Below are 24,048 nucleotides of genomic sequence, written 5' to 3'. Positions count from 1 at the left end.
AAACTCGCTGGCATGTCTGGCCAGTCGCTGCTCGCACCGGGGAAGCTCTCCCCCGCCCGCCCCGTACCGGGGAACATCCGCCGTCCCGAGTACGTGGGCAAGCCCGCCCCGACTCCGTACACCGGGCCGGAGGTGCAGACCCCGGAGACGATCGAGGCGATGCGGATCGCCGGCCGGATCGCGGCCCGCGCGATGGCCGAGGCCGCCAAGCACATCGCCCCCGGCGTCACCACGGACGAGCTGGACCGGGTCGCGCACGAATACATGTGCGACCACGGGGCCTACCCCTCGACGCTCGGCTACCGCGGCTTCCCCAAGTCGCTGTGCACCTCGGTCAACGAGGTCATCTGTCACGGCATCCCCGACTCGACCGTGCTGAACGACGGCGACATCGTCAACCTGGACGTGACGGCGTACATCGGCGGCGTCCACGGCGACAACAACGCCACCTATCTGGTGGGAGAGGTCGACGAGGAGTCGAGGCTGCTCGTCGAGCGGACCCGGGAGTCGCTCGCCCGCGCCATCAAGGCGGTCAGGCCGGGGCGGCAGATCAACATCATCGGGCGCGTCATCGAGTCGTACGCGAAGCGGTTCGGGTACGGGGTCGTGCGCGACTTCACCGGGCACGGGATCAACTCGTCGTTCCACTCCGGGCTGATCGTCCCGCACTACGACTCCCCGCACGCCACCACCACCATCCAGACCGGGATGACCTTCACCATCGAGCCGATGCTCACGCTCGGGTCGTACGACTACGACATGTGGGACGACGGCTGGACCGTCGTGACGAAGGACCGCAAGCGGACCGCGCAGTTCGAGCACACGCTGGTGGTCACGGAGACCGGCGCGGAGATCCTCACGCTTCCTTAGCTCCGCCTCAACCCTGACGCGAGGAAAGAACCCGCCGTCGGCCTCCGGTCGGCGGCGGGTTCTTTCGTGCGCGGATTCGATGTGGGGGCGGTGGGAATCCGGGGTACCGTTTTACCGACAGGGAGTCGGGAACCTGTTGACTTAGGTAAGCCTAACCATAGAAAATGACGCCAGGTTCTCGTCCATCCCCCTCGTCACCGGAGGCCTCCATGAACGCGTCGGTCACCTCGGACACGGCGTTCTCCACGCTCATCCGCACCGCCTCGCACGAGCAGCACACGGAGGCGGAGACCACGACGTTCATGGGCGACATGCTGGGCGGCAAACTCGGCGTCGAGGCGTACACGCGGTACACCGAGCAGCTGTGGTTCGTGTACGAGGCGCTGGAGAGCGCCGCTCCGGCGCTGGCCGACGACCCGGTCGCGGGCCCGTTCGTCCAGCCCGAGCTGATGCGGCTCGGCGCGCTGGAGCGGGACCTGGAGCATCTGCGCGGCCCCGGCTGGCGGGCCACGCTCACGGCGCTGCCGGCGACCGAGGAGTACGCGGCGCGGGTCGCCGAGTGCGCGCGCACCTGGGCCGGCGGGTATGTGGCCCACCACTACACGCGCTACCTCGGTGACCTCTCCGGCGGGCAGATCATCCGGGACCGGGCCGAGAAGACGTGGGGCTTCGCCAAGAAGGGCGACGGCGTGCGGTTCTACGTCTTCGAGGAGATCACCAACCCGGCCGCGTTCAAGCGGGGTTACCGGGAGCTGCTGGACCGGGTGCGGGCCGACGATCTGGAGAAGCAGCGGATCGTGAGCGAGTGCAAGCGGGCGTTCGCGCTTAACACCGCGGTCTTTCTTGCTTTGGGGGACGAGTTTCCGTTGAGCGCGTGAGCGCTCCGCCGGGGGGTCGATTGTTCGCTGCGGGTGGGTGGGGGCTGGTCGCGCGGTTCCCCGCGCCCCTTAAAAGCAGGTGCCCCCTGCCTTGAAAGCTCCCTAGCGCTCCAGGAACACCCTGCCGCCGACCTCGACCCAGCCGTGCGGCTGGGGGGCTGTCAGGAGTTGGGAGCCGGTGCCCTGGGTGATGTTCAGGGCTCGGCCCAGTTGGGCGGTGAGTTGCAGGGCGGCCGCGCCGGTGGCCTCGTCCTCCTCGATGCCGTCGCCGCGGCCGGGGAAGGCGCGGGCCCGGACACGTCCGGCGGCCTCGTCCTCCCACGCCCAGGCGTAGATCCCCCAGACTCCGTCCGGGGGTACCCCCATCTCGCTTCGCTCGCCGGGCGGAGGCACACGCAGGTCGTCGACCTCGGCGGCGGAGGCGTACTGGCGCAGGGTGCGGGGCGGGGCCCACTCCGGCAGGGCCTCGATCCAGCTGAACTCACCGTCGAGCCGGGCCCCGACCAGCCCGGCCGGGGTGACCAGTTCGGGCACGTCGAGCAACCAGGCCGCGCCCACACAGGGGTTACCGGCGAAGGGCAGGCGCTGCGAAGGGGTGTAGATGTCGATGACACCGCGCTCGGGGTCGTCCACGAACACGGTCTCGCTGAAGCCGAGTTTGGCGGCGAACTCCTGGCGCTCGGCAGCGTCGGGCATGACGGAGCCCTCGCGGACGACGCCCAGTTCGTTGCCGTATCCGCCGCGGGGTCCGCAGAACACCCGCAGCACATCGAAGTCGGTCACCCCCGCATTGAAACATCAACCAGGCCCCGGGTCGTACCAGGTCACCGCAGTGCCGGGGATCGACCGGGCAGGGCCGCCCCCACCCTTGAGAGGACCAAGTGACCGTACTGGACGAGCCGGTCGAGCCGGAGAGGGCCGACGGGACCGGCGGGGCGGAAAGGGCCGGCGAGGTGGGCGGGGGTGTGACGGGTCGCCCGGAGAAGGGCGGCCCGCAGACTTCCGGTGCCGGGCGCCGGCGTGCCCCGCTGCTCCTCACCGCCGGCCTCGTCGTCGCGCTGTTCGTTCTGATCCCGGTCGCGGGCGGGCTCGGGGCCTATCCGATCCCCACCGGTGACGTGGTCTCCTCGGTCGCCCACCGGCTCGGGCTCGGCGGGGCGGAGCTGGCGCGCGTTCCCGAGTCGGTGCTGTGGAACGTGCGGTTCCCGAGGATCGTGCTGGCGCTGCTGATCGGCGCGTCGCTCGGGTGCGCGGGGGCGCTGATGCAGGGCGTCTTCGGCAACCCGCTGGCGGAGCCGAGTGTCATCGGGGTCTCGCTGGGCGCGGCGGTGGGCGCGGTCGCGGCGATCGCGTTCGGGATCACGTTCCTCGGCACCTGGACGGTGTCGGTCCTCGCGTTCGTCGCCGGGCTGATCACCGTGTTCGTGGTGTACGCGATGTCGCGGTCGGGCGGCCGGACCGAGGTCGTGACGCTGATCCTGACCGGTATCGCGGTGAACGCCTTCGCGGGCGCCACGATCGGGCTGTTCATCTTCCTCGCGGAGGACACGGCGGCCATCAACCAGATCACGTTCTGGCAGCTGGGCTCGCTCGCGCAGTCGACGTGGCCGAAGGTGCTGGCCGTGCTGCCGTGCGCGGTGATCGGGCTGGCCGTGGCGCCGTTCTACGCGCGCCAGTTGGACCTGCTCGCGCTGGGTGAGCGGCCGGCACGGCATCTCGGGGTGGACGTGGAGCGGCTGCGGGTCGTGCTGATCCTGGTCGTCGCGCTGCTGACCGCCGCCGCCGTGAGCGTGTCGGGCGTCATCGGGTTCGTGGGGCTCGTGGTCCCGCATCTGCTGCGGATGGCGGCCGGGCCGGGGCACCGGTTCCTGATCCCGGGCAGCGCGCTCGCCGGGGCGGTCGTGCTGCTGGCGGCGGACCTCGCGGCCCGCACGATCGTCGAGCCGGCCGAGCTGCCGCTGGGTGTCCTCACCGCGCTGATCGGCAGCCCGTTCTTCTTCTGGCTGCTCCGCAGGACCCGTCGCAAGCAGGGAGGCTGGGCATGAGGGTCACATCGGGCACGGGGTCCGCGTCGGGCACAGGGTCGCTGCGTGCGCTGCTCCTGGGGCGACTGCGTTCGGGGGCTCCCGCTCCCCCGCCTCCGTCGGGCCCCGGTGACGTCCTCGCCGAGGCCGACGGCGTCACCGTCCGCCTCGGTGCGCGCGAGGTCCTGCACGGGGTGTCGGTCGCGGCCCGCGCGGGTGAGGTGCTCGCGCTGGTCGGGCCCAACGGCGCGGGCAAGTCGACGCTGCTGGGCGCGCTGGCGGCCGACCTGCCGGTGACCGGCGGGGTCGTACGGGTGCACGGGCGCCCGGTGGGTGACTGGTCGGCGCCCGAACTGGCGCTGCGGCGGGCCGTGTTGCCGCAGGCCGCGACGCTGTCGTTCCCCTTCACCGTGGAGGAGGTCGTACGGATGGGGCGGGCGCCCTGGGCGCGGCAGCCGGACGGGGGCGGCCGGGAGGACTCCGACGACGTGGCCGTGGCGGAGGCGATGGCGCTGACCGAGGTCACCGGGTTCGCGGCGCGGCCCTTCTCCGCGCTGAGCGGCGGCGAGCGCGCCCGGGTGGCGCTGGCGCGGGTGCTCGCGCAGCGGGCGCCGCTGCTGATGCTGGACGAGCCGACGGCCGCGCTGGACCTCAGGCATCAGGAGCTGGTGCTGCGGGTGTGCCGGGAGCGGGCGCGGGCCGGGGACGCGGTGGTCGTCGTCCTGCACGATCTCGGGCTCGCGGCGGCGTACGCGGACCGGGTGGCCGTGCTGCGCGACGGGCGGATCGCGGCGGACGGACCGCCGGCCGGGGTCTTCGAGGCGGGGCTGCTGTCGGAGGTGTACCGGCAGCCGGTGGAGGTGTTCCCGCATCCGCGGACGGGTGATGTCCTGATCACACCGAAACGGGGTTCTTGACCGCGGAATGGCTCTCTTGACCCGCTCTTGACCGGATGATGAGGGCTGTTTTGAGCCACCGTGATCGGACTGTGCTCGTACGGCTCCGAGGAGCGGGATTCACTGGGGGTACGGCGTTTGGTGAGGTAAGCCTCAGATAACTTGTGGCGGCCTCACCTTCTCTGTGTGTCCCCTGTGTCCTTCCTTGGAGCCGAAATGCGCCCCCTCAGACTCTCCGTCGTCACCGCCGCCACGACCGTGGCGGCCCTGACCGCCGTCACCGGCTGCACCGAGAAGAGCAGCGCGGGCGCGGACGGGGTCATCGCGGTGACCGCGACCGACACCTCGTGCGAGGTCTCGAAGAAGGAGTTCCCGGCGGGTCACGTCGAGCTGGCCATCGAGAACAAGGGCTCCAAGGTCACCGAGGTCTACGTCCTGTTCCCGGACGACCGGGTGGTGACGGAGCGCGAGAACATCGGCCCCGGCACCAAGCAGAAGGTCACCGCCGAGGTGAAGGAGGGCGAGTACCAGATCGCCTGCAAGCCCGGCATGAAGGGCGACGGCATACGGCAGGCCGTGACGGCCACCGGAAGCGGGAAGATCGCCGAGCGCGACCCGCGGCTCGACAAGGCGGTCGCCTCGTACCGCAAGTACGCGCAGGCGCAGGCCGACGAGACCATTCCGCTGGTGAAGGTGTTCGCCGAGGCCGTGAAGGCCGGGGACGTCGAGGCCGCGAAGAAGGCGTACGCGCCCTCCCGCATCGGCTGGGAGCGCACCGAGCCGGTCGCCGAGTCCTTCGGTGACATCGACCCGAAGGTGGATGTGCGCGAGGACGGTCTGGAGGAGGGCCAGGACCCGGAGAAGGACTGGACGGGCTGGCACCGTCTGGAGCGCTCGCTGTGGCAGGACGGCAAGCTCACCGACCGCGACTCCGAGCTGGCCGACCAGCTGGTGACCGACCTGGAGGACTGGCGCGAGCGGGTCGGCAAGGCGGAGATCACCCCGACCTCCATGGCCAACGGCGCCAAGGAGCTCCTCGACGAGGTCGCCACCGGCAAGGTCACCGGCGAGGAGGAGCGCTACTCGCACACCGACCTTGTCGACTTCAAGGCCAACGTCGAGGGCGCCGAGGAGTCGTACGAGCTGCTGAAGTCCGTCGCCGCCGAGAACGACCCGGAGCTGACGAAGGAACTCGACAAGCAGTTCGCGGCGTTGAACACGCTCCTCGACAAGTACCGGGCGGACAAGACCGGATACGACTTCGTCTCCTACGACAAGGTCGGCAAGGCCGAGCGCAAGGAGCTGTCGGACGCGGTCAACGCGCTCGCCGAGCCGCTGTCGCAGCTCGCCGCAGCGGTCGTCAAGTAACCGGTTCGGTACGGGAGTCGACTGATGACGGAAGCGACGGAAGCGGACAGCAACGCCCAGGCGCCCAGTCGGCGCGCGCTGATCGGCTGGGGCGGTGCCGGGCTCGCGCTCGGTGCCGCCGCGGCCGGCGGCGCGGTCGCCGTGGCGCGCACCGGCGACGACGCGGCCCCCACGGCCGGGGCGGCCGTCGCCTTCCACGGCGCGCACCAGGCCGGGATCGCCACGCCCGTGCAGGACCGGCTGCACTTCGCCGCGTTCGACGTGGAGACGGACGACCGCGACGAGTTCGTGGCGATGCTCAAGGACTGGACGGCCGCCGCGCGCCGGATGACGGCCGGGAAGGCGGTCGGCGACGGCGCGTACGGCGGCCTGCCGGAGGCCCCGCCGGACGACACCGGCGAGGCGCTGGGGCTGAAGCCGTCCCGGCTGACGCTGACGATCGGGTTCGGGCCGTCGCTGTTCGAGAAGTTCGATCTCGCGGGGCGGCGCCCGGAGGCCCTCGTGGACCTGCCGCAGTTCGCCGGCGACAACCTCGATGGGGCCCGCAGCGGCGGGGACCTGTGCGTCCAGGCCTGCGCGGACGATCCGCAGGTGGCGGTGCACGCCGTCCGCAACCTCGCCCGCATCGGCTTCGGCAAGGTGTCGGTGCGCTGGTCGCAGCTCGGGTTCGGCAAGACCTCCTCGACGACGCCCGAGGCGCAGACCCCGCGCAACCTCATGGGGTTCAAGGACGGCACCCGCAACATCGCGGGCACCGAGACGGACCGGCTGAAGAAGTTCGTGTGGGTGGGCGAGAAGGACGTCGACGCGGACTCCGCCTGGATGACCGGCGGTTCGTACCTGGTCGCCCGCCGCATCCGGATGCACATCGAGCCCTGGGACCGCACCTCGCTGCGGGAGCAGGAGGACATCTTCGGCCGCGACAAGGGCGAGGGCGCGCCGGTCGGCAAGGCGAAGGAGCGGGACGAGCCGTTCCTGAAGGCGATGCTGCCCGACGCCCACGTCCGGCTCGCGCACCCCGACTCCAACGGCGGGGCGACGCTGCTGCGGCGCGGCTACTCCTTCACCGACGGCACGGACGGCCTCGGCCGGCTGGACGCGGGCCTGTTCTTCCTCGCGTACCAGCGTGATGTGCGCCGGGGGTTCATCCCGGTGCAGCGCAATCTGGCCACGGACGCGCTCAACGAGTACATCCAGCACGTGGGTTCGGCGATCTTCGCGGTGCCGCCGGGCGTCCGGGACGCGGACGACTGGTGGGGCCGGGCGCTGTTCTCCAAGGAGGCCTAGGCCGTGTTCGCGAACTATCTGATCGGTCTGCGGGAGGGCCTGGAGGCCAGTCTCGTCGTCTGCATCCTCATCGCCTATCTGGTGAAGACGGACCGCCGGGACGCGCTGAAGCCCATCTGGATCGGTATCGGGGTCGCCGTCGGGCTGGCCCTCGCCTTCGGCTGCGTCCTCGAATTCGGCTCCCAGGAGCTGACGTTCCAGGCGCAGGAGGCGCTCGGCGGCTCCCTGTCGATCATCGCGGTGGGCCTGGTGACCTGGATGGTCTTCTGGATGCGGCGCACCGCCCGGCATCTCAGGGCCGACCTGCACGGCAAGCTGGACGCGGCTCTGCGGATGGGCACGGGCGCGCTGGTGGCGACCGCGTTCCTGGCGGTGGGCCGGGAGGGCCTGGAGACCTCGCTGTTCGTGTGGACCTCGGTGCGGGCGTCGAGCGACGGCACCGAGGGCCCGCTGATCGGCGTCCTGCTGGGCCTGGCGACGGCGGTGGTGCTCGGCTGGCTGTTCTACCGGGGCGCGCTGCGCATCAACCTCGCGAAGTTCTTCACCTGGACCGGCGGCATGCTGGTGGTGGTCGCGGCCGGTGTCCTCGCGTACGGCTTCCACGACCTCCAGGAGGCCGACTTCGTGCCCGGTCTGACGGACAAGGCGTTCGACATCTCCGGGACGATCCCGCCGGACAGCTGGTACGGCACGCTCCTGAAGGGTGTGTTCAACTTCCAGCCCGACCCCACGGACCTGCAAGTCACGGTCTGGCTCCTCTATCTGATCCCGACGCTCGCGCTGTTCCTCGCCCCGGTAGGGTTCGCCTCCGGGAAGGGGAAGGTGAAGATTCCTGATGAGCAGGGTGCGCGGGATTCGGAGCCCACTGAGGCTTCGTGAGGTTCGTCCGGTTCGTACGGGCGGGAGGTTCCTCGGGATGCTTCGCCGGGGCGGGCTGCGCGCGTACGGCCGTGCCGCGCTGGTGACCACGGCGGTGACCGCGCTGTCGTTGACGGCGAGCGGGTGCGTGGTGGTCCGGGGCGATCTGGAGGTCCTCCCCACGGCGACCCGGGCGGAGGCCGAACGCGCGCTGCAGGACTTCACCACCGCGTACAACAAGGCGGACAAGGCCAACGACCAGTCCCAGGACGCCGCCCGGGTCACCGGCGCACTCGCGGACATCGACGGCGGCAAGCTCCGCTCGGGCGCGAAGATCAACCCGGGCGGCAACCCGAACCATGTGCCGCTCGAGCTGGCCGACATCACGTACACGATCCCGGAGAAGGCGGGCTGGCCGCGCTGGTTCGTCGCCGACGCCACCGCCAACAAGGGCAACAAGACGGACCGTTGGCTGTTCGTGTTCACCCGGGACGGGCTGACGGATCTGTGGGAGGTCTCCTTCCTCACCATCGTGCCCGCCGCCGACATGCCCGAGTTCAAGAAGGACGCGGACGGTCACGCCCAGGCGGTGCGGCCCGACGACACCGAACTCTCCGTGGAGCCCGCGCAGTTGCCCGACCGGTACGTGACGTACCTGAGGGAGGACAGCGCGCTCTTCGCGGACGGCCCGTACACCTCCGAGGAGCGTGCGCGGCGCCAGCGGAACGCGGAGAAGCCGGGCCTGGCGCGGCAGTACATCGACGAGGCCCTCACCAACGGCGACTACGCGCCGGTCGGTCTGCGCACCACGGACGGCGGGGCGCTGGTCTTCTTCACCACCCGCCACTACCAGAAGCAGACCGCCGCGCAGGGGGTGAGCATCCCCGTCAACGACGCGGCCGTGCGCGCCCTGATGACAGGTGAGCCGAAGCAGTCGCTGACCCTGGAGTTCGTGAACAACCAGGCCGTCCTCGACCCGGCGAAGACGCGGTCCGACCAGCAGGTGCGGGTCGTGAGCCAGGTGGGCGGGCTGACGGGCGCCAAGGGCGAGTAGGGACTGACCCGCCGGGCGGTCGCTCGGGAGCGTCAGCCCCGGGAGGGCCAGGCAGCGTTCGCGTGGTCCGGCTGCTCCCCCACATGGCGCGAGCAGGCGTCGGTGAGGATCTCCAGCAGGGTCAGCGGGTCCGGCAGCGGGTGCTCGGGGCCGCGCACCCAGTGGACGCCGAGGTCACCGGGGAGCCGGGCCGGCGGAACGAGGACGTAGGACCCCCGGCAGTGCCAGCGCAGTCCGGGGTGCTCGTCCATGGTCTCGGGGTGACAGTCCAGCTCGCAGGGCCACCACTCGTCCTCGTCCTCGGGGGTGCCCCGGGTGAGGGTGAAGAAGAGGAGCCGTCCCTCGCCGGACTCCGACTCGGACTCCGCGACGGGGCCGACCTCGATCCCGGCGGCCAGCAGCCGCTCCAGGGCCTCGCGTCCGGCGGCGAGCGGGACGTCCAGCACGTCGTGGACCATGCCGGTCGCGGTGATGAAGTTGGCCTGCGGCTGGTGCCGGGCCCAGCGCTCGATCTGGCCGCGGTCGGTGGTGGACTGCGTCTGCCAGGCGAACGACACCGGGTGCCGGGCGGGGGTGGGACAGCCGACGCGGTCGCACGAACACCGGTAGCCCGAGGGGTACGCGGCGGGCGCGAGCGGGAGTCCGGCGGCGGCCGAGGCGAGCAGCAGCTCCTCACGCCCGGTGTCGTCGGCGGCCGGATCGAGCGGGCGGCCTGGACGACGGGCACGCAGCCACTCGGAGAACCTGCCCTGCCGACCGCTCCGGCCGCCGAACGTCGCGCTCATCTATCGCCTCGCCTCGCTGTGGTGCGGACAGCATGTCCCCATGGTCCCACCATCCTGCGCGGCGGGTGGCCGGAGCCCACATCCGGGGTAGGTGGGGCGATGCCGGAGCGCGGACAGGAATGGTGGGCTATCCCGTGTTTTGAGGGGATTTACCGCCCGCACCCCGGCCCCGCTTGATCGACACCGGGTCGCCTTGGTCACACTCGGGCGGGCCGGCCCGGTCAGCGGGGTGCGAGGCCGTACAGGGCGTACTCGACCAGGGCGTCCGTGTACTCGTACGAGAGGGGGCCCGTGTACTGCAGCCAGCGCTGGGCGAGCGGGGAGACGAAGAGTTCCAGGGCGATGCGCGGGTCGACGTCGGGGCGTACGGCGCCCTGTTCCTGGGCCGCGCGCAGCCGCTTCACGTACAACTGGAGCTGGGGTTCGAGCAGTTTGCCGACGAACTCGACGCCCAGCTCGCGGTTGATCACCCCCTCGGCGGCCAGGGCGCGGGAGGGGACCTCGAACTTGGGGTCGAGGAGTTCGTCGACGGTCGCGCGCAGGACTGCCTTGAGGTCGGCCTCCAGGTCCCCGGTGTCCGGGATCTCGTACGCGGCCCGCTCCCCGATCACCTCGGGCCGGGCCGCGGCGTCCGCCGCCTGGGCGCTCAGATCGATGAACGCCTCCAGCAGCACCTCCGCCTTCGAGGACCACCACCGGTAGATCGTCTGCTTGCCGACGCCGGCGCGGGCGGCGATGCCCTCGATCGTCGTCTTCTGGTACCCGACCTCGCCGATGAGGGCGAGGGCGGCGTCGTAGATGGCGCGACGCGACTTCTCGCTGCGCCGGGCGGAATCGGGGGCGGTCTTCTTGGCCATGCCCCGAATTTATCAGGTTGACAAGACGGTACGTCTCGCCTCATGGTGGAGTCACGAACAACGAGACGAATCGTCTCGTCACGCGAAGGGAGACCGTCATGACCCGAGGTGGAGCAGGAAACATGCTGGGAGTGGGCGGCGCCCGCCGGAACCTCGGCCGCCAGGCCCTGCGCGGCGCCCACGGGAGCGGCCGCGTCGGCGGCGGCCTCGACCCCCAGGCCCAGAAGCGGGAGCTGCTGCGCAAGCTCCAGGAGAAACGACAGGAGGGACGCGCGGGGGAGGGCCGTACGTCGCGAGGGGGTGCGGCGGAGGACCGTACGGCCGACGGGGCGTCGTGAAGCGAGGGGGCCGCTGCCTCAGCGGTCCCCGGGTCGGCAGAACCGGACCACCCGGAGGGTGAGCCCCTCCGGGCTGGTCAGGCGTAATTCGCCACGGAACCGAGGCGGGACGTCATCCGGTCGGCCCCGGGCCGGTCGACGCCGCTTCGGTCGGCTCCGGCTGGGTCGACTCCGCTCCGATCGGCTCCAGTACGCCGACCGTCTGGCCGCCGCTGGTCTCGCCCGTCGTGCGGAAGCCGAGGCCGAGGTAGAAGTTCTCCGGGCCGTCGGGGCCGGGGTGCCAGGTGACGAAGAGGCGGTCGCCGCCCCGGCGGCGGATCTCGGCGGCCACGGACGCGACGGCGAAGCGGCCGAACCCCCTCCCCTGCTCGTCGGCGGCGATGTTGAGCCGCCAGAGCCCGGAACGGATGTCGGTGCCCGAGCCGTCGCCCTTCCAGTCGATGTCGAGGAAGGCCATCAGGAACCCGACCGCGCGCTCGCCGTCCATGATGAGCCGGGGCCAGGCGACCCCGGGGTGGACGTACGCCTCGGCCAGCGACTGCGCGACCGGCTCGACGAGGTGTTCCTGATCGGGGCGGACGCGGACGCCGAGCGCGGCGGCGAGGTTGGCGGGGGTGATCTCGGCCAGGTGCGGGGTGGTGGACATGATCGATGAGATAGCCGCAGACCGTGGGGGCTGCGCAACTTCTTTTTCGTCGGACCGGACCGCGCGCCGGGCCGCGCCGGGGACCGCGCGCCGGGCCGCGCCGGGGACCGCGCGCCGGGCCGCGCCGGGGACCGCGCACCGGGCCGCGCCGGGGACCGCGCGCCGGGCCGCGGTCGAGGTCGGAGAGGTCAGGACGTCCGGTCGTCGTCCCCGGGCGGCGGCGGCCAGCTGTCGCCCCAATCCGCGTCGCGCGCGGCCCGGTACAGCGGGCCGTGGCGCTTGGTGACCGTGGTCCGGGTGAGGGCCGGCTCGGGTGCGCAGAGGTCGAGGAGGACCTGGCCCTTGCGGATCTGGGGCCTGCGGACGATGCGGGAGGAGGCCGGGGCCGGGGGGAAGCGGGTGGCGGCGACATAGCTGAACTTCTCGTCCTCGTACGACAGGGAGCCGCCCTTGACCTGGCGGTGCAGGGAGGAGCGGCTGACCCGGGCCGAGAAGTGGCACCAGTCCTCGCCGGGGACGATCGGGCAGGCGGCGCTGTGCGGGCAGGGGGCGGCGACGTGGAAGCCGGCGGCGATCAGGCGGTCGCGGGCCTCGATGACCCGGGCGTAGCCGTCGGGTGTGCCGGGCTCGATGATCACGACGGCCTGCGCGGCGCTCGCGGCCGCCTCGACGACGGCCGTGCGGTCGGCCGCGGTCAGCTCGCCCAGCACGTAGGAGACGGTGACGAGGTCGGTGCTGTCGATGGTGAGCGCCGAGCCGATGCGGGAGCGCTGCCACTCGGCGGCCTTCAGTTCCGGGTGGGCGGCGGCGATCTCCCGGCCGAGCGCGAGCGCCGGTTCCGCCCAGTCGAGCACCGTGACCGGCCGCGCGCCCTCCCAGGTCGCGTTCACCGCCCAGGTCGCCGCGCCCGTGCCCCCGCCGATGTCCACATGGCCGCCGGGCGCCCACCCGGGCACCGCCGCCGCGAACGCCTCCAGCGCCGAGCACACCGCCTCGAACGTCGCCGGCATCCGGTAGGCCGCGTACGCGACGACGTCCGACCGGTCCCGCAGCACGGGCGCGTCCGTCGGTGTCCGCCCCCGGTAGTTCGTGATAAGCCGCTCGACCGCCTGGGTGGCCGACTTCGGCGGCAGCCCGTCGAGCAGACCGGCGAGGGCGGCGCGGAGGGCGTCGGCTGAGGAGGAGGCGGAGGCGGGGGCGTTCACGGGGCGATTCTACGAGGGGCGTGAGCGTGCCGGCCGCCTCGGCGCCGGTCCCCGGGCCGGGGCGGAGCGTAGGGTGCCGGGATGATCGAGGTACCCGATGCGTTCGTACGGAGCACGGTCGAGCGGGAGGGCGAGCCGGGGGCGGCATGGCTCGCCGAACTGCCGCGCGTCGTGGGCGAGTTGCTGGAGCGGTGGGGGTGTGTGCCGGACGGGGACGTCGTGCACGGCGGTGTCGGGGTGATCGTCCCCGTGGCGCGGCGGGGAGAGCCCGACGCCGTCCTGAAGGTGTCGTTCCCGCACCCGGGGAACGTCCATGAGCCGGACGCCTTCGAGGCCTGGGGCGGGTGCGGGGCCGTACGGCTGTACCGGCGCGACGACGAGCGGTTCGCGATGCTGCTGGAACGGGTCCGGCCGTCGACGCTGGCGGACCTCGGCGACGAGGACGAGATCGTGACCGTCGCCGGGCGGCTGAGCCGGCGGCTGGCCGTGCCCGCGCCGGCCGGGCTGCCCCGGCTGCGGGAGCGGACCGGCGCCTGGGCGGAGGAACTGCGCGCGGACGCCGGGGAGCTGGCGCACGCGCTGCCCCGCCGCACGGTCGACGCCGCGCTGGCCACCCTCCGTGAGCTGGGGCCCGATCAGCCGGACACCGTCGTGCACGGCGATCTCCACGCCCGGAACATCCTGCGGGCCGAACGTGAGCCGTGGCTGGCCGTCGACCCCAAGGGGCTGGCGGGGGACCCGGCCTACGACGGCGGCACGCTGCTGAAGTCACGGGCGCCGAGCCTCCTCGCGGCGGACGACCTCGGCGCGGCCGTCCGCCGGGTGCTGGACGTCTTCGCCGAGACCGCGGAGGTCGACGGGGAACGGCTGCGGCGATGGGCGCAGGTGGAGGCCGTCCGCGCCGCGTTTCACGCCCGGCGCCACGGGTTCCGGGTGGCGCGCGGCGGCCCCCGCCTGGAATGGCTCATCGCGTTCGTGGACCACCTGGCGGAGTGGCTGACCGCCCCGGCCCACCTTCGCTGAACCACGACACGAGCAGCCACCGGCCGCGCACCCGGCTTCAGGGCTTCGGCCGGTCACCTCCCCCGTACCGCCCGCGCCAGCCGGGTCCCCGCCGCCGCCCGGGCCCTGTTGACCGGGTCGCGGCGGCGGGGGTGGACGGCGTTGGTGAGGAGGACGAGGAAGGTGTCCGTCGCCCGGTCCAGGACCAGGGACGTGCCCGTGAAGCCGGTGTGGCCGGCCGCTCCCCGGCCCGCCAGCTCGCCCATGAACCAGGGCTGGTCGAGGGCGAAGCCGAGGCCCGGCGGGGTCAGCATCAGCTCGACGAAGTCGGGGCCGAGTATGCGGGCCGGGCCGTAGGAGCCGCCCGCCAGCAGGGTGCGGCAGAAGACGGCCAGGTCGCGGGCGGTGGAGAAGAGACCCGCGTGGCCGGTGACACCGCCGAGGGACCAGGCGTTCTCGTCGTGGACCACACCGCGGACCATGCCCCGGTCCGCCTTCGCCCAGGGCCGGCGCTGGTCCTCGGTCGCCGCGGCCGCCGGGCAGGGGCCGAAGGTGGTCGACACCATGCCCAGGGGGTGGGTGATGCCGTCGCGGATCAGCACGTCGAGGGTCCGGCCGGTGAGGCGTTCCAGGACGTGCTGGAGGAGCAGGAGGTTCAGGTCGGAGTAGACGTGGGCCGTGCCCGGGGGCGCCGTCGGGGCCTCCGCGCGGAGCATCGCCAGCCGGGCGGCCGACGAGGGGCAGTCGTACAGCGGGAGTTCGGGGCGCAGCCCGGAGGTGTGGGTGAGGAGGTGGCGGACGGTGAGGCCGTGCGCGGCGGCGCCCGTGAAGTCGGGGAGGTACGCCGCCACCTTCGCGTCGATGCCGAGGGTGCCGCGCTCCAGTTGCTGGACGGCGGCCACGGCGGTGAAGAGCTTGGTGAGGGAGGCCAGGTCGAAGGGGGTGTCCGGCCGCGCCGGGATCCGGGCGGCGGGCGGCAGCTCCACTCCGGTGTCGGCGCGCTCGTCGTAGGCCTCGTAGCGGACGGCCCAGCCCGCGGCCTCCTCGACGGCGACGACGGGGCCGCGGCCGGCGAGGACCACGGCGGCGGGGGCCAGGGGGCGGTCGCCTTCCGTCAGCGCGTGCACCTCTCGTCCGAGACGGCGCAGTTCCTCGGGGTCGAGTCCGGCCCGTTCCGGGGTGTCCGTGCGCAGTCTCGGCGCGCTCAGCTCTCCGCTCCCTCCACCGTCGTACCCGTCGAAGTACCCACTGCCGTACGCCTGTTCCAAGGACGGCACAGTGCCACGAAGCAGACCGCGGCCACCAGTGTCGCGGACAGCTGGACGACGGCCATGGGGACGGCCGTGTCCTCTCCCGCGACGCCGACCAGGGGGGACGCTATCGCGCCGATCAGGAAGGACGAGGTACCCAGCAGGGCCGACGCGGAACCCGCCGCGTGGCGTACCCGCATCAGGGCGAGCGCCTGGGTGTTGGGCAGGGTGACGCCCATCGCGGACATCAGTACGAACAGGGCGGCCGACACCGGGGCGAGGCCGACCTCGCCGAAGACGCCCAGGGACATCAGCAGCAGCGCGGTCGCGGAGACGGCGACGACGGTGAGGCCGACGGTGAACACCTTGTCCAGGCTGACCCGGCCGACCAGGATCTTGCCGTTGATCTGGCCGACGATGACGAGGCCGACGGAGTTGACGCCGAAGAGCAGGCTGAAGGTCTGCGGGGAGGCGCCGTAGATCTCCTGGATCACGAACGGGGAGGCGCTGATGTAGGCGAAGAGGGCGGCGAAGGCGAAGCCGCCGGCGAGCGTGTAGCCCATGAAGACCCGGTCGGCGAGCAGGCCGCGCATGGCGTGCAGCGTCTCGCCGATGCCGCCGCCGTGGCGTTCGGCGGGGGCGAGCGTCTCGGGGAGCCTCGCCCAGACGACCGCGAGCAGGGCGAGGCCGATGGCGATGAGGACGACGAAGACGCCCCGCCAGTCGGTGACACGGAGGATCTGGCCGCCGATCAGCGGCGCGACGATCGGGGCCACTCCGGAGACCAGCATCAGCGTCGAGAAGAACCGGGCCATCGCGTCGCCGTCGTACAGGTCGCGGACCACCGCCCGCGCGATGACGATCCCGGCCGAACCGGCGAGGCCCTGCACCAGGCGGAAGGCGATGAGGGTCTCGATGGTGGGGGCGAGGGCGCAGAGGGCCGTGGCGACGATGTAGACGGCGAGGCCGAGGAGGAGGGGGCGCCTGCGGCCCCAGCGGTCGCTCATCGGGCCGATCAGCAGCTGGCCGAGCGCCATGCCGGCGAGGCAGGCGGTGAGGGTGAGCTGGACCGTCGTGGCGGGGGCGTGGAGGGAGGTGGTGACCTCCGGCAGGGCCGGGAGGTACATGTCCATCGCGAGCGGCGGCGTGGCGGTGAGCCCGCCGAGGATGAGGGTGACGAGGAGCCCGGTGCGGCGAAGGGCGATCTGGCCCGGCCGCGGCTGCGGCTTCCCGGGGGAACCCGCCGCTGCCGGAGAACCGGCCTGTCCGGAGGGAGCGCCCTGCGTGGAGGAAGCGGCCTGTGCTGGGGAGACGGCCTGGGCGGGAGAAGCGCCCCGCCCCGGCGTCCCGGGCCGGCCCGGCCCCGTGTGCCCGGCCGCCTGTGCCCCCGTGTTCGACTCGGCCGGTGCCGAGCCGGGTATGTGCCCCTCGGGCATGCGCCCCTCCCTCTTCGTCGTTTCCGCCACCTATGCTCTCAGCTCGTACGACGTGGGTGGGGTCACAGTCCCGCCCCGGGGCCGAGGACAGGGGTGGCGATGTCGAACGACGGGCGTGTGCGGTGGGGGATCCTGGCGACCGGAGGGATCGCCGCGGCCTTCACGGCCGACCTCGTCGACCTGCCGGACGCCGAGGTCGTGGCGGTGGCCTCGCGCAGCGAGGACTCCGCGAAGACCTTCGCGGAACGGTTCGGGATACCGAGGGCGTACGGCGACTGGCGCGCGCTCGCCGAGGACGCGGACGTGGACGTGGTGTACGTCGCGACACCGCACTCGGCGCACCGGACGGCCGCCGGGATGTGCCTGGAGGCCGGGCGGCACGTGCTGTGCGAGAAGCCGTTCACGCTGAACGTGCGCGAGGCGGAGGAACTGGTCGCGCTGGCGCGGGAGCGCGGGCGGTTCCTGATGGAGGCCATGTGGACCTACTGCAACCCGGTGGTGCGCCGGCTCGCGGCGATGGTGCGGGACGGCGCGATCGGTGAGGTGCGGACCGTCCACGCCGACTTCGGCATCCTCGGGCCGGTCGCGCCGACGCACCGGCTGCGGGACCCGGCGCAGGGCGGGGGCGCGCTGCTCGACCTGGGTGTGTACCCGATCTCCTTCGCGCATCTGCTGCTCGGGGAGCCCTCGGACGTGACGGCGAAGGCGGTGCTCTCGAAGGAGGGCGTCGACCTCCAGACGGGCGCGCTGCTCTCCTGGGAGACCGGTGCCCTCGCGTCGGTGCACTGCTCCATCGTCGGCGGCACCGCCACCAGCGCGTCGGTCACCGGCTCCGAGGGCCGGATCGACATCCCGGACGGCTTCTTCTTCGCGGACCGTTTTGTCCTGCACCGGGTGGGCCGCGAGCCGGAGGTCTTCACCGCGGACCCGGCCGACGGCCCCCGCAACAGCTTCCGTCACGAGGCCCGGGAGGTGATGCGGGCCCTGCGCGCCGGCGAGACGGAGTCCCCGCTCGTCCCCCTCGACGGCACCCTCGCCGTGATGCGCACCCTGGACGCGATCCGCGACCGCATCGGAGTGCGCTATCCCGGCGAGGACGGCCACCTGGGCGACGCGCTGGTGACTACACCGGCGTGAGCCCCGGCTTGCCCGCCTCCACCGCGAACGACGCGACCGTGGAGATCCCGGCCCCGGTCGTCGTCACGTAGGGCACGGCCTTGAAGTCGGCTCGGGCGGACTCGCGGTCGAGGGCGACCGTGAGGTAGCCGCGCCGGCCGTTGTAGAAGCGCATGTGGGGGTTGGCGGTCATGTAGGTGTTCCAGTTCGCGGGCTTGTCGGAGCCGTTGCCGCCGCTGCTGACGGAGGTGGCGACGAGCTCCGTGCCGACGGTTCGGGACGCGCGGTCGTCGAAGTCGCGCTTGATGTCGAAGGCGTAGCCGACGTGGACGTCGCCGGTGAGGACCATCAGGTTCTCGACGCCGGCGGCCTCCGCTCCGGCGAGCAGGCGTTCGCGGGAGGCGGTGTAGCCGTCCCAGGAGTCCATCGACACCTTGTAGACGTCGCCGACGGCGTTGCGGCGCTGGGAGAAGGTGACCTGCTGGGGGACGACGTTCCAGACCGCGTCGGACCGGTCCCAGCCGTCCAGGAGCCAGCGCTCCTGGGTGGCGCCGGTCATGGTGCGCGCCGGGTCGGCGGACTCCGGGCCGGGGATCTGCCAGCCGTCGCCCTGCGCCTGGTTGGAGCGGTACTGGCGGGTGTCGAGTATGTCGAACTGGGCGAGGCGGCCCCACCGGAAGCGGCGGTACAGCTTCATGTCGGGCCCGTCGGGGCGCTGGGGGCGGCGCAGCGGCTGGTTCTCCCAGTACGCGCGGTAGGCGGCGGCGCGGCGCAGCAGGAACTCCTCGGAGGGCTCGCCGCCGTCGGGGTTCTCGCCCGCGTAGTTGTTCTCGGTCTCGTGGTCGTCCCAGGTGACGACGAAGGGGTGCGCGGCGTGGGCGGCCCGCTGGTCGGGGTCGGTCTTGTGGAGGGCGTAGCGCAGTCGGTAGTCCTCCAGGGTGACCGTCTCGTGGTTGAAGACGTCGGGCAGGACGCGGTCGGTGTAGTTGCGGGCGCCTCCGACGGAGTTCACCGCGTACTCGTAGAGGTAGTCCCCGAGGTGGAGGACGACATCGACGTCCTCGTCGGCCAGGTGCCGGTAGGCGGTGTAGTAGCCCTGGTCGTAGCGCTGGCAGGAGACGGCCGCGAAGGACAGGCCGGTGGCGCCGGTCAGGTGGCCGCGGCCGGGGGCGGTGCGGGTGCGGCCGGTCTCGCTGATCCAGGTGCCGGTGCGGAAGCGGTAGTAGTAGACGCGCCCGGGGGCGAGGAAGTCGACCTCGACGTGGACGGTGTGGTGGAACTCGGGGTGGGCGGTGGCGGTACCGCGTCTGACGACCCGTCGGAATCTGTCGTCGAGGGCCAACTCCCACCGTACGTCTACCCGTTCGGCGGGGAGTCCGCCGTCCGGCTGGTACGGGGCCGGGGCGAGCCGGGTCCACAGCAGCACGGAGGTGGACAGCGGGTCGCCGGATGCCACGCCGAGGGTGAAGGGGTCCTCGGTGATCCGCCGCGCGTCGAGCGTGGCGGCGGCCGCGGCGCCGGCCGCGGGCAGGTTGGTGGCGAAGGCGAGCGCGGCGGCCGCCCCCGTGACGGTCAGGAAGCGGCGGCGGTCGAAGTGGCGTGCGGCGGCGCGGAGTTCGGCCGCGTGGGACGAACGGGACGGCGTCGGCCACGGGGAGGCGTTCTGGGCTGTGGGTGTCATCTGACCCTCGTCTGACGGGAGTTGTCTCTTGGCATTGGAGTGGCCAGGTTCGACGATCTTCTGTCACGTACACAACACCCAGATGGCGGACGAATGAGTTCCGCATGGCGGGCGCTTTCTGCGCGGCCCGGTGCGCCCCCTCCTTTACGCTGCGGGGCCATGAACGCTATGCGAACCAAGATCGCGATCGTGACGGGTGCGGGCTCCGGCATCGGCCGTGCCGTGGCGGTGGAACTGCTCCGCACGGGCTGGTCGGTGGCGCTCGCGGGCCGCCGCGAGGACAAGCTCGCCGAGACCGCGGCCGAGGCCGGCGCCACGACGGACGCGGGCACCGGCACCGGCGCCGGCACCCCGGAGGCGCTGTGCGTCCGTACGGACGTCTCCCGCCCCGGTGACGTGGACGCGCTCCTCACCGCCGTGCGCGACCGGTTCGGACGGCTGGACCTGCTGTTCAACAACGCGGGCACCTTCGGCCCGGGCGGGGTGCCGGTGGAGGAGCTGGACTACGCGGCCTGGCGGCACGTCGTGGACACCAACCTCAACGGGGCGTTCCTGTGTGCGCAGGCGGCGTACCGGCAGATGAAGGAGCAGGACCCGCGGGGCGGGCGGATCATCAACAACGGCTCCATCTCCGCGCACACGCCCCGCCCGCACTCCGTCGCCTACACCGCGACCAAGCACGCCCTGACCGGCCTGACCAAGTCGCTCTCGCTGGACGGGCGGCCGTACGGCATCGCGGTCGGCCAGATCGACATCGGCAACGCGGCGACGGACATGACCGAACGCATGGCGAGCGGAGTCCTCCAGGCGAACGGGCAGCTCGTGCCGGAGCCGGTGATGGACGTGCGGGACGTGGCCCGGACCGTGCGGCACATGGCGGATCTGCCGCTGGAGGCCAATGTGCAGTTCGCGACGGTGATGGCGACGACGATGCCGTACGTCGGGCGGGGCTGAGACAGCCGACACGGGTGTACACCACACTCGTCCACGGCTCAACCTGCACAAACGGAAGCTGATGCTCCGCCCCATAAGAGCACGTGGCGGGCATATGCTCAGGACGCGTCTCCACGAGAGCTTCACACTTGGAGGCAATGGCTTCCGCGTCCAACCCGAGGGGGAGGCGGCAGCCGTTTCCGCGGTCCGGGAGGGGGCGGACCTCGCGTGGGACCGCGAGGTAAGCACCGGAGCGCGGAACGGCTGCCACCACATCGGGTCGCCGCCCCGTCACATCGGCGCCGCCACCCCCGCCGGCATCCGGTCCCCGACTCGCCCTACGGCCTCGGCACGGACAGGGCGTCGAAGCCGGAGCGACGGCCGACGCTCACCGCCCCAGGACGCGATCGATCTCGGCGAGCTGGTCCGCGGTGAGCGGCCCCTGCGCGAGGGCGCCCGCGTTCTCCTCGGCCTGGGCGACCGAGCGGAAGCCCGGGATGGGCACGGTCAGGGGGCTGCGGGCCCAGATCCAGGCGAGGGCGCCCTGCGCGAGCGTACGGCCCCCGGCGGTGAGGATCTCGCGCAGCGCCTCGACCCGGCCGAGCCACTCCGGGTCGGCGCCGCCGTCCGCGGTGAAGCCGGGCAGCCAGGCGGGCGGAGTCCTGCGGATGTCACCGGCCTCCAGGGCGCGTCCGCCGGTGTGCTTGCCGGTGAGCAGACCCATGGCCAGGGGGCTGCGGTTGATGCTCGCGAGGTTCGACTCCGCGCACAGCGCGAGGAGTTCGGGCGCGTCCTGGAGGAGGTTCAGCCGGTGCTGCACGGCCGCGCAGTGCGGGCCCTCGGCGAACACGGCGGCGCGCTCCGGGTCGTCGGTGCTCCACGCGTACGCCCGGATCAGCCCCTCCCGTACGAACTCCTCGCAGGTCTCCCGGAGTTCGGCCGCGCGCTCGGGGTCGGCGTCGGAGAGGTGCAGCTGGTACAGGTCGACGTGGTCGGTGCCGAGGCGGTCCAGGGAGGCGGTGAGGGCGCGGCGGGCGTGGGCCGGGGTGTCGTCCTGGCCGGTGAGGGTGCGGGTGGCCTCGTCGAAGAGGTTGCCCCACTTGGTGGCCACGACGACGTCGGAGCGGCGCTTGCCGAGGGCCCGGCCGAGGACGCGTTCGCTGTGGCCGGCGCCGTAGGTGTCGGCCGTGTCGAAGAAGGTGACGCCGAGGTCGAGGGCACGGTGGACCGCCCGTACGGACTCCTCGTCGTCCACCTTGCCCCAGCCGAGCGGCCGGCCGTCGGTGTCCTGCCACTCACCGCCGATCGCCCAGCAGCCGAAGCCGAGGGCGCTGACCTGGATGCCGCTGCGGCCCAACGGCCTCGTGTACGTGTTCGTCTCCATGCCCACGGACGCTACGAGTTGGAGTGCACACGAACGCAAGCCCCCCAACCGTCCGGACCGCCCCGGGCGTTATGCCTGGCCCGTCTCGAACCGGCTGATCCTGCCGTCCTCCGACACCGTGAAGCGCCACGCGGTGCGCATCTCGCCCCAGGTGTCGTTGCGGTAGTTGGCGACCAGGGCACGGCCGCCCGCGGACTCCCGCTGGACCTCGATGTGGCCGTGGGAGGAGAAGATCTCCCGGTCGGTCCAGTCCGCGAGGTCACGGTCGGAGCCGTCGTCCGACATCGTCGCGTCCTCCGTGAGCAGCGCGAAGAACGCGTCCTCGTCATGGGCGTTCACCGCGGCGACGAAGGCCCGGACGGCCGGGTCGCTGAGTTTGGCGGGTGCGATCGTCATGGCGGCCAGCCTCACACCGTTGCCGGGGGTGCGCCACCGGAGGCGCGCCACGGATCCGGGGCCACCCGAACGGCGGCCCGCGCGGGCCGGGCAGGTGTGATCGGTGCGACGGTGGATACGCGGGAGGGGACCCAACGCACCGGCTGCCCGGGAGTTCTCATGACCTCATTCGACCGACGCGATCTGGGACTGCTGCTCCTGCGGCTGGGCACGGGCGGTGTGCTCGCCGCGCACGGCACGCAGAAGCTGTTCGGCTGGTTCGGCGGGCACGGCATCGAGGGCACCGGCGCGTTCATGGAGTCCGTCGGGTACGCGCCCGGCAAGGCCAGCGCCACCGCCGCCGGCCTCGCCGAGACCGGCGGCGGCGCGCTGCTCGCGCTGGGCCTCGCGACGCCCGCGGCCGGTGCCGCCGCGGCGGGCGCGATGGGCGGCGCGGCCGCGATCCACGCGCCCAACGGCTTCTTCAATGCCGAGGGCGGCTACGAGTACGCCGCGACCCTGGGCCTGGCCGCCGCGGGCCTCGCCGTCGCCGGGCCCGGCCGGCTCTCCCTCGACCACGCGCTGCGCCATGTCGTCGACCGGGGCTGGATGGTCCCGGTGGCGCTCGCCGGTACGGCCGCGGTCACCGCGGTGGTCGTGGGCCTGCGCAACCAGCGGGTGCGCAAGGAGAAGGAGGGCGAGCAGGAGGCGTTGTTCGAGGAGTGAGCTTCGAAGAGTGAGCTTCGAGGAGTGAGCGTCGCCGTTCCGGCGGATCGGGCATCGTCGTCACCGCTGTCACAGGGGCATGGCAAGCTGCGCCCATGAGCGAGCAGAACCACTCCCCCGACGACCTCTGGCAGTCCGTCGCCGACCTGCACGCCTGGCTTGAGGCGGACCAGCCGTACGGTGGCCGAGAGGGCCTGCTGCTGCGGATGTTGAAGCTCCAGGAGGAGGTCGGCGAGGTCGCGCAGGCGGTGATCGGCGCGACCGGGCAGAACCCGCGCAAGGGCACCACCCACACCTGGGACGACGTGCAGTCGGAGCTGTGCGACGTGGTCATCACCGCCCTGGTGGCGCTGCGCACCCTGACGCCGGACGCCCGCGCGGTCTTCGCGTCCCACCTCGCCGGGGTCACCGCGCGCTCGCTGGGCCCCCGCCGTGGCTGACAACGCGTTCTGGATCGCCGCGCTCACCGCCGGCACGGCCGTGCTGGCGAGCTGGGTGACCAGCCGGGGGACGGCGCGCGCGGCACGCATACAGGCGGACACGACGGCGGGCGCGCAACGGGTGGAGCGGCTGCGGGAGGCGCGGCGGACGGCGTACGCGGGCTTCATCGAGCAGGCGCAGCGGCTGAACGACGTGCACTGGAAGGTGTCCGACGTGGTCCGGGGCGCCGAGGGCGGGCTCGGGCCGGAGCAGGTGGAGGAGCTGCGGGTGCTGCGGGAGCGGCAGCGGGACGAGTACGCCACGCTGCGCAACCTCACATGGATCGTGTCGCTGGAGGGGCCCGAGGAGGTCGCCGACCTCGCCAACACGGTCCGGCGGGCGACGAGCCCCTTCCACCGGGCGATCGAGGCGATGATCGAGGGCGACGCCGGTGCCGTGGCGCGCTTCGACGCCTGCTACACGCCGTTCTGGGACGCGCTGAAGGTCTTCATCAGGGCCTCCCGCGACACCCTGCACACCATGTAGGCCGACGGTGCGTCCTCCCCCGGCCGCCGCCGGTCATACCCCGGGGTGATCCGGCGCCGGGGTCGTACTGCGTTCTGAGTACCCGGGATTGTCGGCAGCCGCACGACGACGGG

Annotated in this window: 25 protein-coding genes; 15 read left to right on the top strand and 10 right to left on the bottom strand. The window is 72.6% G+C overall.

Annotated features, from left to right (window positions below; genetic code table 11):
• The first annotated feature begins 12 nt into the window (after positions 1-12).
• Positions 13-870 carry a type I methionyl aminopeptidase gene (gene map / locus ACZ52C_RS01905; RefSeq protein WP_045562825.1) on the top strand — a complete coding sequence of 286 codons (858 nt, stop codon included), beginning with the start codon at positions 13-15 and terminating at the stop codon, positions 868-870.
• A 209-nt stretch (positions 871-1,079) separates the two neighbouring features.
• Positions 1,080-1,748, top strand: a complete 669-nt coding sequence (locus ACZ52C_RS01900) for a biliverdin-producing heme oxygenase (RefSeq protein WP_045562824.1) — start codon at positions 1,080-1,082, stop codon at positions 1,746-1,748.
• Positions 1,749-1,850: 102 nt separating this feature from the next.
• On the opposite strand, the gene ACZ52C_RS01895 is transcribed toward ACZ52C_RS01900, so the two are convergent.
• Positions 1,851-2,531 (bottom strand): PhzF family phenazine biosynthesis protein, encoded by a 681-nt coding sequence (locus tag ACZ52C_RS01895; RefSeq protein ID WP_469072930.1) that lies wholly within the window; start codon positions 2,529-2,531, stop codon positions 1,851-1,853.
• A gap of 245 nt (positions 2,532-2,776) precedes the next feature.
• Between ACZ52C_RS01895 and ACZ52C_RS01890 the strand changes: the two genes are divergently transcribed.
• The 6 genes from ACZ52C_RS01890 to ACZ52C_RS01865 all read left to right on the top strand — a co-directional run bounded on the left by ACZ52C_RS01890 (position 2,777) and on the right by ACZ52C_RS01865 (position 9,235).
• A complete protein-coding gene (locus ACZ52C_RS01890; protein WP_469073409.1) occupies positions 2,777-3,793 on the top strand; it encodes a FecCD family ABC transporter permease in 1,017 nt (338 codons plus the stop codon).
• Positions 3,790-4,689 (top strand): heme ABC transporter ATP-binding protein, encoded by a 900-nt coding sequence (locus ACZ52C_RS01885; RefSeq protein WP_469072929.1) that lies wholly within the window; start codon positions 3,790-3,792, stop codon positions 4,687-4,689. Before ACZ52C_RS01890 ends, ACZ52C_RS01885 begins: the two co-directional genes overlap by 4 nt.
• 195 nt (positions 4,690-4,884) lie before the next feature.
• Positions 4,885-6,036 carry an iron uptake system protein EfeO gene (efeO, locus tag ACZ52C_RS01880; protein WP_469072928.1) on the top strand — a complete coding sequence of 384 codons (1,152 nt, stop codon included), beginning with the start codon at positions 4,885-4,887 and terminating at the stop codon, positions 6,034-6,036.
• Between the two features lie 24 nt (positions 6,037-6,060).
• Positions 6,061-7,323, top strand: a complete 1,263-nt coding sequence (gene efeB, locus ACZ52C_RS01875; protein WP_469072927.1) for an iron uptake transporter deferrochelatase/peroxidase subunit — start codon at positions 6,061-6,063, stop codon at positions 7,321-7,323.
• Between the two features lie 3 nt (positions 7,324-7,326).
• Complete coding sequence (efeU, locus tag ACZ52C_RS01870; protein ID WP_045562820.1) at positions 7,327-8,202, top strand: iron uptake transporter permease EfeU; 876 nt, start codon at positions 7,327-7,329, stop codon at positions 8,200-8,202.
• On the top strand, positions 8,159-9,235 hold the full coding sequence (locus ACZ52C_RS01865) for an SCO2278 family lipoprotein (protein WP_469072926.1): 1,077 nt from the start codon (positions 8,159-8,161) through the stop codon (positions 9,233-9,235). The genes efeU and ACZ52C_RS01865 overlap by 44 nt, the downstream gene beginning before the upstream one ends.
• Positions 9,236-9,267: 32 nt before the next feature.
• Here ACZ52C_RS01865 and ACZ52C_RS01860 read toward each other — a convergent pair whose 3' ends face one another.
• Positions 9,268-10,020, bottom strand: coding sequence for a bifunctional DNA primase/polymerase (locus tag ACZ52C_RS01860; RefSeq protein WP_469072925.1), 753 nt, complete (start codon positions 10,018-10,020; stop codon positions 9,268-9,270).
• Positions 10,021-10,241: 221 nt separating this feature from the next.
• Positions 10,242-10,877 carry a TetR/AcrR family transcriptional regulator gene (locus tag ACZ52C_RS01855; protein ID WP_469072924.1) on the bottom strand — a complete coding sequence of 212 codons (636 nt, stop codon included), beginning with the start codon at positions 10,875-10,877 and terminating at the stop codon, positions 10,242-10,244.
• Positions 10,878-10,975: 98 nt separating this feature from the next.
• Between ACZ52C_RS01855 and ACZ52C_RS01850 the strand changes: the two genes are divergently transcribed.
• Complete coding sequence (locus ACZ52C_RS01850) at positions 10,976-11,215, top strand: DUF6243 family protein (protein ID WP_469072923.1); 240 nt, start codon at positions 10,976-10,978, stop codon at positions 11,213-11,215.
• A gap of 112 nt (positions 11,216-11,327) precedes the next feature.
• Here ACZ52C_RS01850 and ACZ52C_RS01845 read toward each other — a convergent pair whose 3' ends face one another.
• A complete protein-coding gene (locus tag ACZ52C_RS01845; RefSeq protein ID WP_469072922.1) occupies positions 11,328-11,861 on the bottom strand; it encodes a GNAT family N-acetyltransferase in 534 nt (177 codons plus the stop codon).
• Between the two features lie 188 nt (positions 11,862-12,049).
• Positions 12,050-13,066 carry a small ribosomal subunit Rsm22 family protein gene (locus ACZ52C_RS01840; protein ID WP_469072921.1) on the bottom strand — a complete coding sequence of 339 codons (1,017 nt, stop codon included), beginning with the start codon at positions 13,064-13,066 and terminating at the stop codon, positions 12,050-12,052.
• A gap of 81 nt (positions 13,067-13,147) precedes the next feature.
• Between ACZ52C_RS01840 and ACZ52C_RS01835 the strand changes: the two genes are divergently transcribed.
• Complete coding sequence (locus ACZ52C_RS01835) at positions 13,148-14,089, top strand: aminoglycoside phosphotransferase family protein (RefSeq protein ID WP_469072920.1); 942 nt, start codon at positions 13,148-13,150, stop codon at positions 14,087-14,089.
• Positions 14,090-14,142: 53 nt separating this feature from the next.
• Here the strand turns inward: ACZ52C_RS01835 and ACZ52C_RS01830 are convergent, their stop codons facing one another.
• Together ACZ52C_RS01830 and ACZ52C_RS01825 are read right to left on the bottom strand one after the other, a co-directional pair.
• A complete protein-coding gene (locus tag ACZ52C_RS01830) occupies positions 14,143-15,345 on the bottom strand; it encodes a serine hydrolase domain-containing protein (protein WP_469072919.1) in 1,203 nt (400 codons plus the stop codon).
• Positions 15,273-16,754, bottom strand: coding sequence for a multidrug effflux MFS transporter (locus ACZ52C_RS01825; RefSeq protein WP_469072918.1), 1,482 nt, complete (start codon positions 16,752-16,754; stop codon positions 15,273-15,275). The genes ACZ52C_RS01830 and ACZ52C_RS01825 overlap by 73 nt, the downstream gene beginning before the upstream one ends.
• Before the next feature lie 99 nt (positions 16,755-16,853).
• On the opposite strand from ACZ52C_RS01825, the gene ACZ52C_RS01820 reads away from it, so the two are divergent.
• Positions 16,854-17,891, top strand: coding sequence for a Gfo/Idh/MocA family protein (locus ACZ52C_RS01820; RefSeq protein ID WP_469072917.1), 1,038 nt, complete (start codon positions 16,854-16,856; stop codon positions 17,889-17,891).
• Here the strand turns inward: ACZ52C_RS01820 and ACZ52C_RS01815 are convergent.
• On the bottom strand, positions 17,878-19,551 hold the full coding sequence (locus ACZ52C_RS01815) for an alkaline phosphatase D family protein (RefSeq protein WP_469072916.1): 1,674 nt from the start codon (positions 19,549-19,551) through the stop codon (positions 17,878-17,880). The two genes, ACZ52C_RS01820 and ACZ52C_RS01815, sit on opposite strands and share 14 nt — an antisense overlap.
• A gap of 159 nt (positions 19,552-19,710) precedes the next feature.
• On the opposite strand from ACZ52C_RS01815, the gene ACZ52C_RS01810 reads away from it, so the two are divergent.
• Positions 19,711-20,505 (top strand): SDR family oxidoreductase, encoded by a 795-nt coding sequence (locus tag ACZ52C_RS01810; protein ID WP_469072915.1) that lies wholly within the window; start codon positions 19,711-19,713, stop codon positions 20,503-20,505.
• Positions 20,506-20,872: 367 nt separating this feature from the next.
• Here ACZ52C_RS01810 and ACZ52C_RS01805 read toward each other — a convergent pair whose 3' ends face one another.
• Together ACZ52C_RS01805 and ACZ52C_RS01800 are read right to left on the bottom strand one after the other, a co-directional pair.
• A complete protein-coding gene (locus tag ACZ52C_RS01805; RefSeq protein WP_469072914.1) occupies positions 20,873-21,868 on the bottom strand; it encodes an aldo/keto reductase in 996 nt (331 codons plus the stop codon).
• 69 nt (positions 21,869-21,937) lie between these two features.
• Positions 21,938-22,264, bottom strand: a complete 327-nt coding sequence (locus ACZ52C_RS01800) for a nuclear transport factor 2-like protein (protein ID WP_184894851.1) — start codon at positions 22,262-22,264, stop codon at positions 21,938-21,940.
• 159 nt (positions 22,265-22,423) lie between these two features.
• Between ACZ52C_RS01800 and ACZ52C_RS01795 the strand changes: the two genes are divergently transcribed.
• From ACZ52C_RS01795 to ACZ52C_RS01785, 3 genes are all read left to right on the top strand, one after another.
• Positions 22,424-22,969 carry a DoxX family membrane protein gene (locus ACZ52C_RS01795; RefSeq protein WP_045562807.1) on the top strand — a complete coding sequence of 182 codons (546 nt, stop codon included), beginning with the start codon at positions 22,424-22,426 and terminating at the stop codon, positions 22,967-22,969.
• 95 nt (positions 22,970-23,064) lie between these two features.
• Positions 23,065-23,409 carry a MazG-like family protein gene (locus ACZ52C_RS01790; protein ID WP_469072913.1) on the top strand — a complete coding sequence of 115 codons (345 nt, stop codon included), beginning with the start codon at positions 23,065-23,067 and terminating at the stop codon, positions 23,407-23,409.
• Positions 23,402-23,935, top strand: coding sequence for a hypothetical protein (locus ACZ52C_RS01785; RefSeq protein WP_469072912.1), 534 nt, complete (start codon positions 23,402-23,404; stop codon positions 23,933-23,935). Before ACZ52C_RS01790 ends, ACZ52C_RS01785 begins: the two co-directional genes overlap by 8 nt.
• Positions 23,936-24,048 lie beyond the last annotated feature (113 nt).

It is taken from the genome of Streptomyces sp. NPDC034049, assembly GCF_055575575.1.
This window is presented reverse-complemented; position numbering and strand designations above follow the sequence as displayed.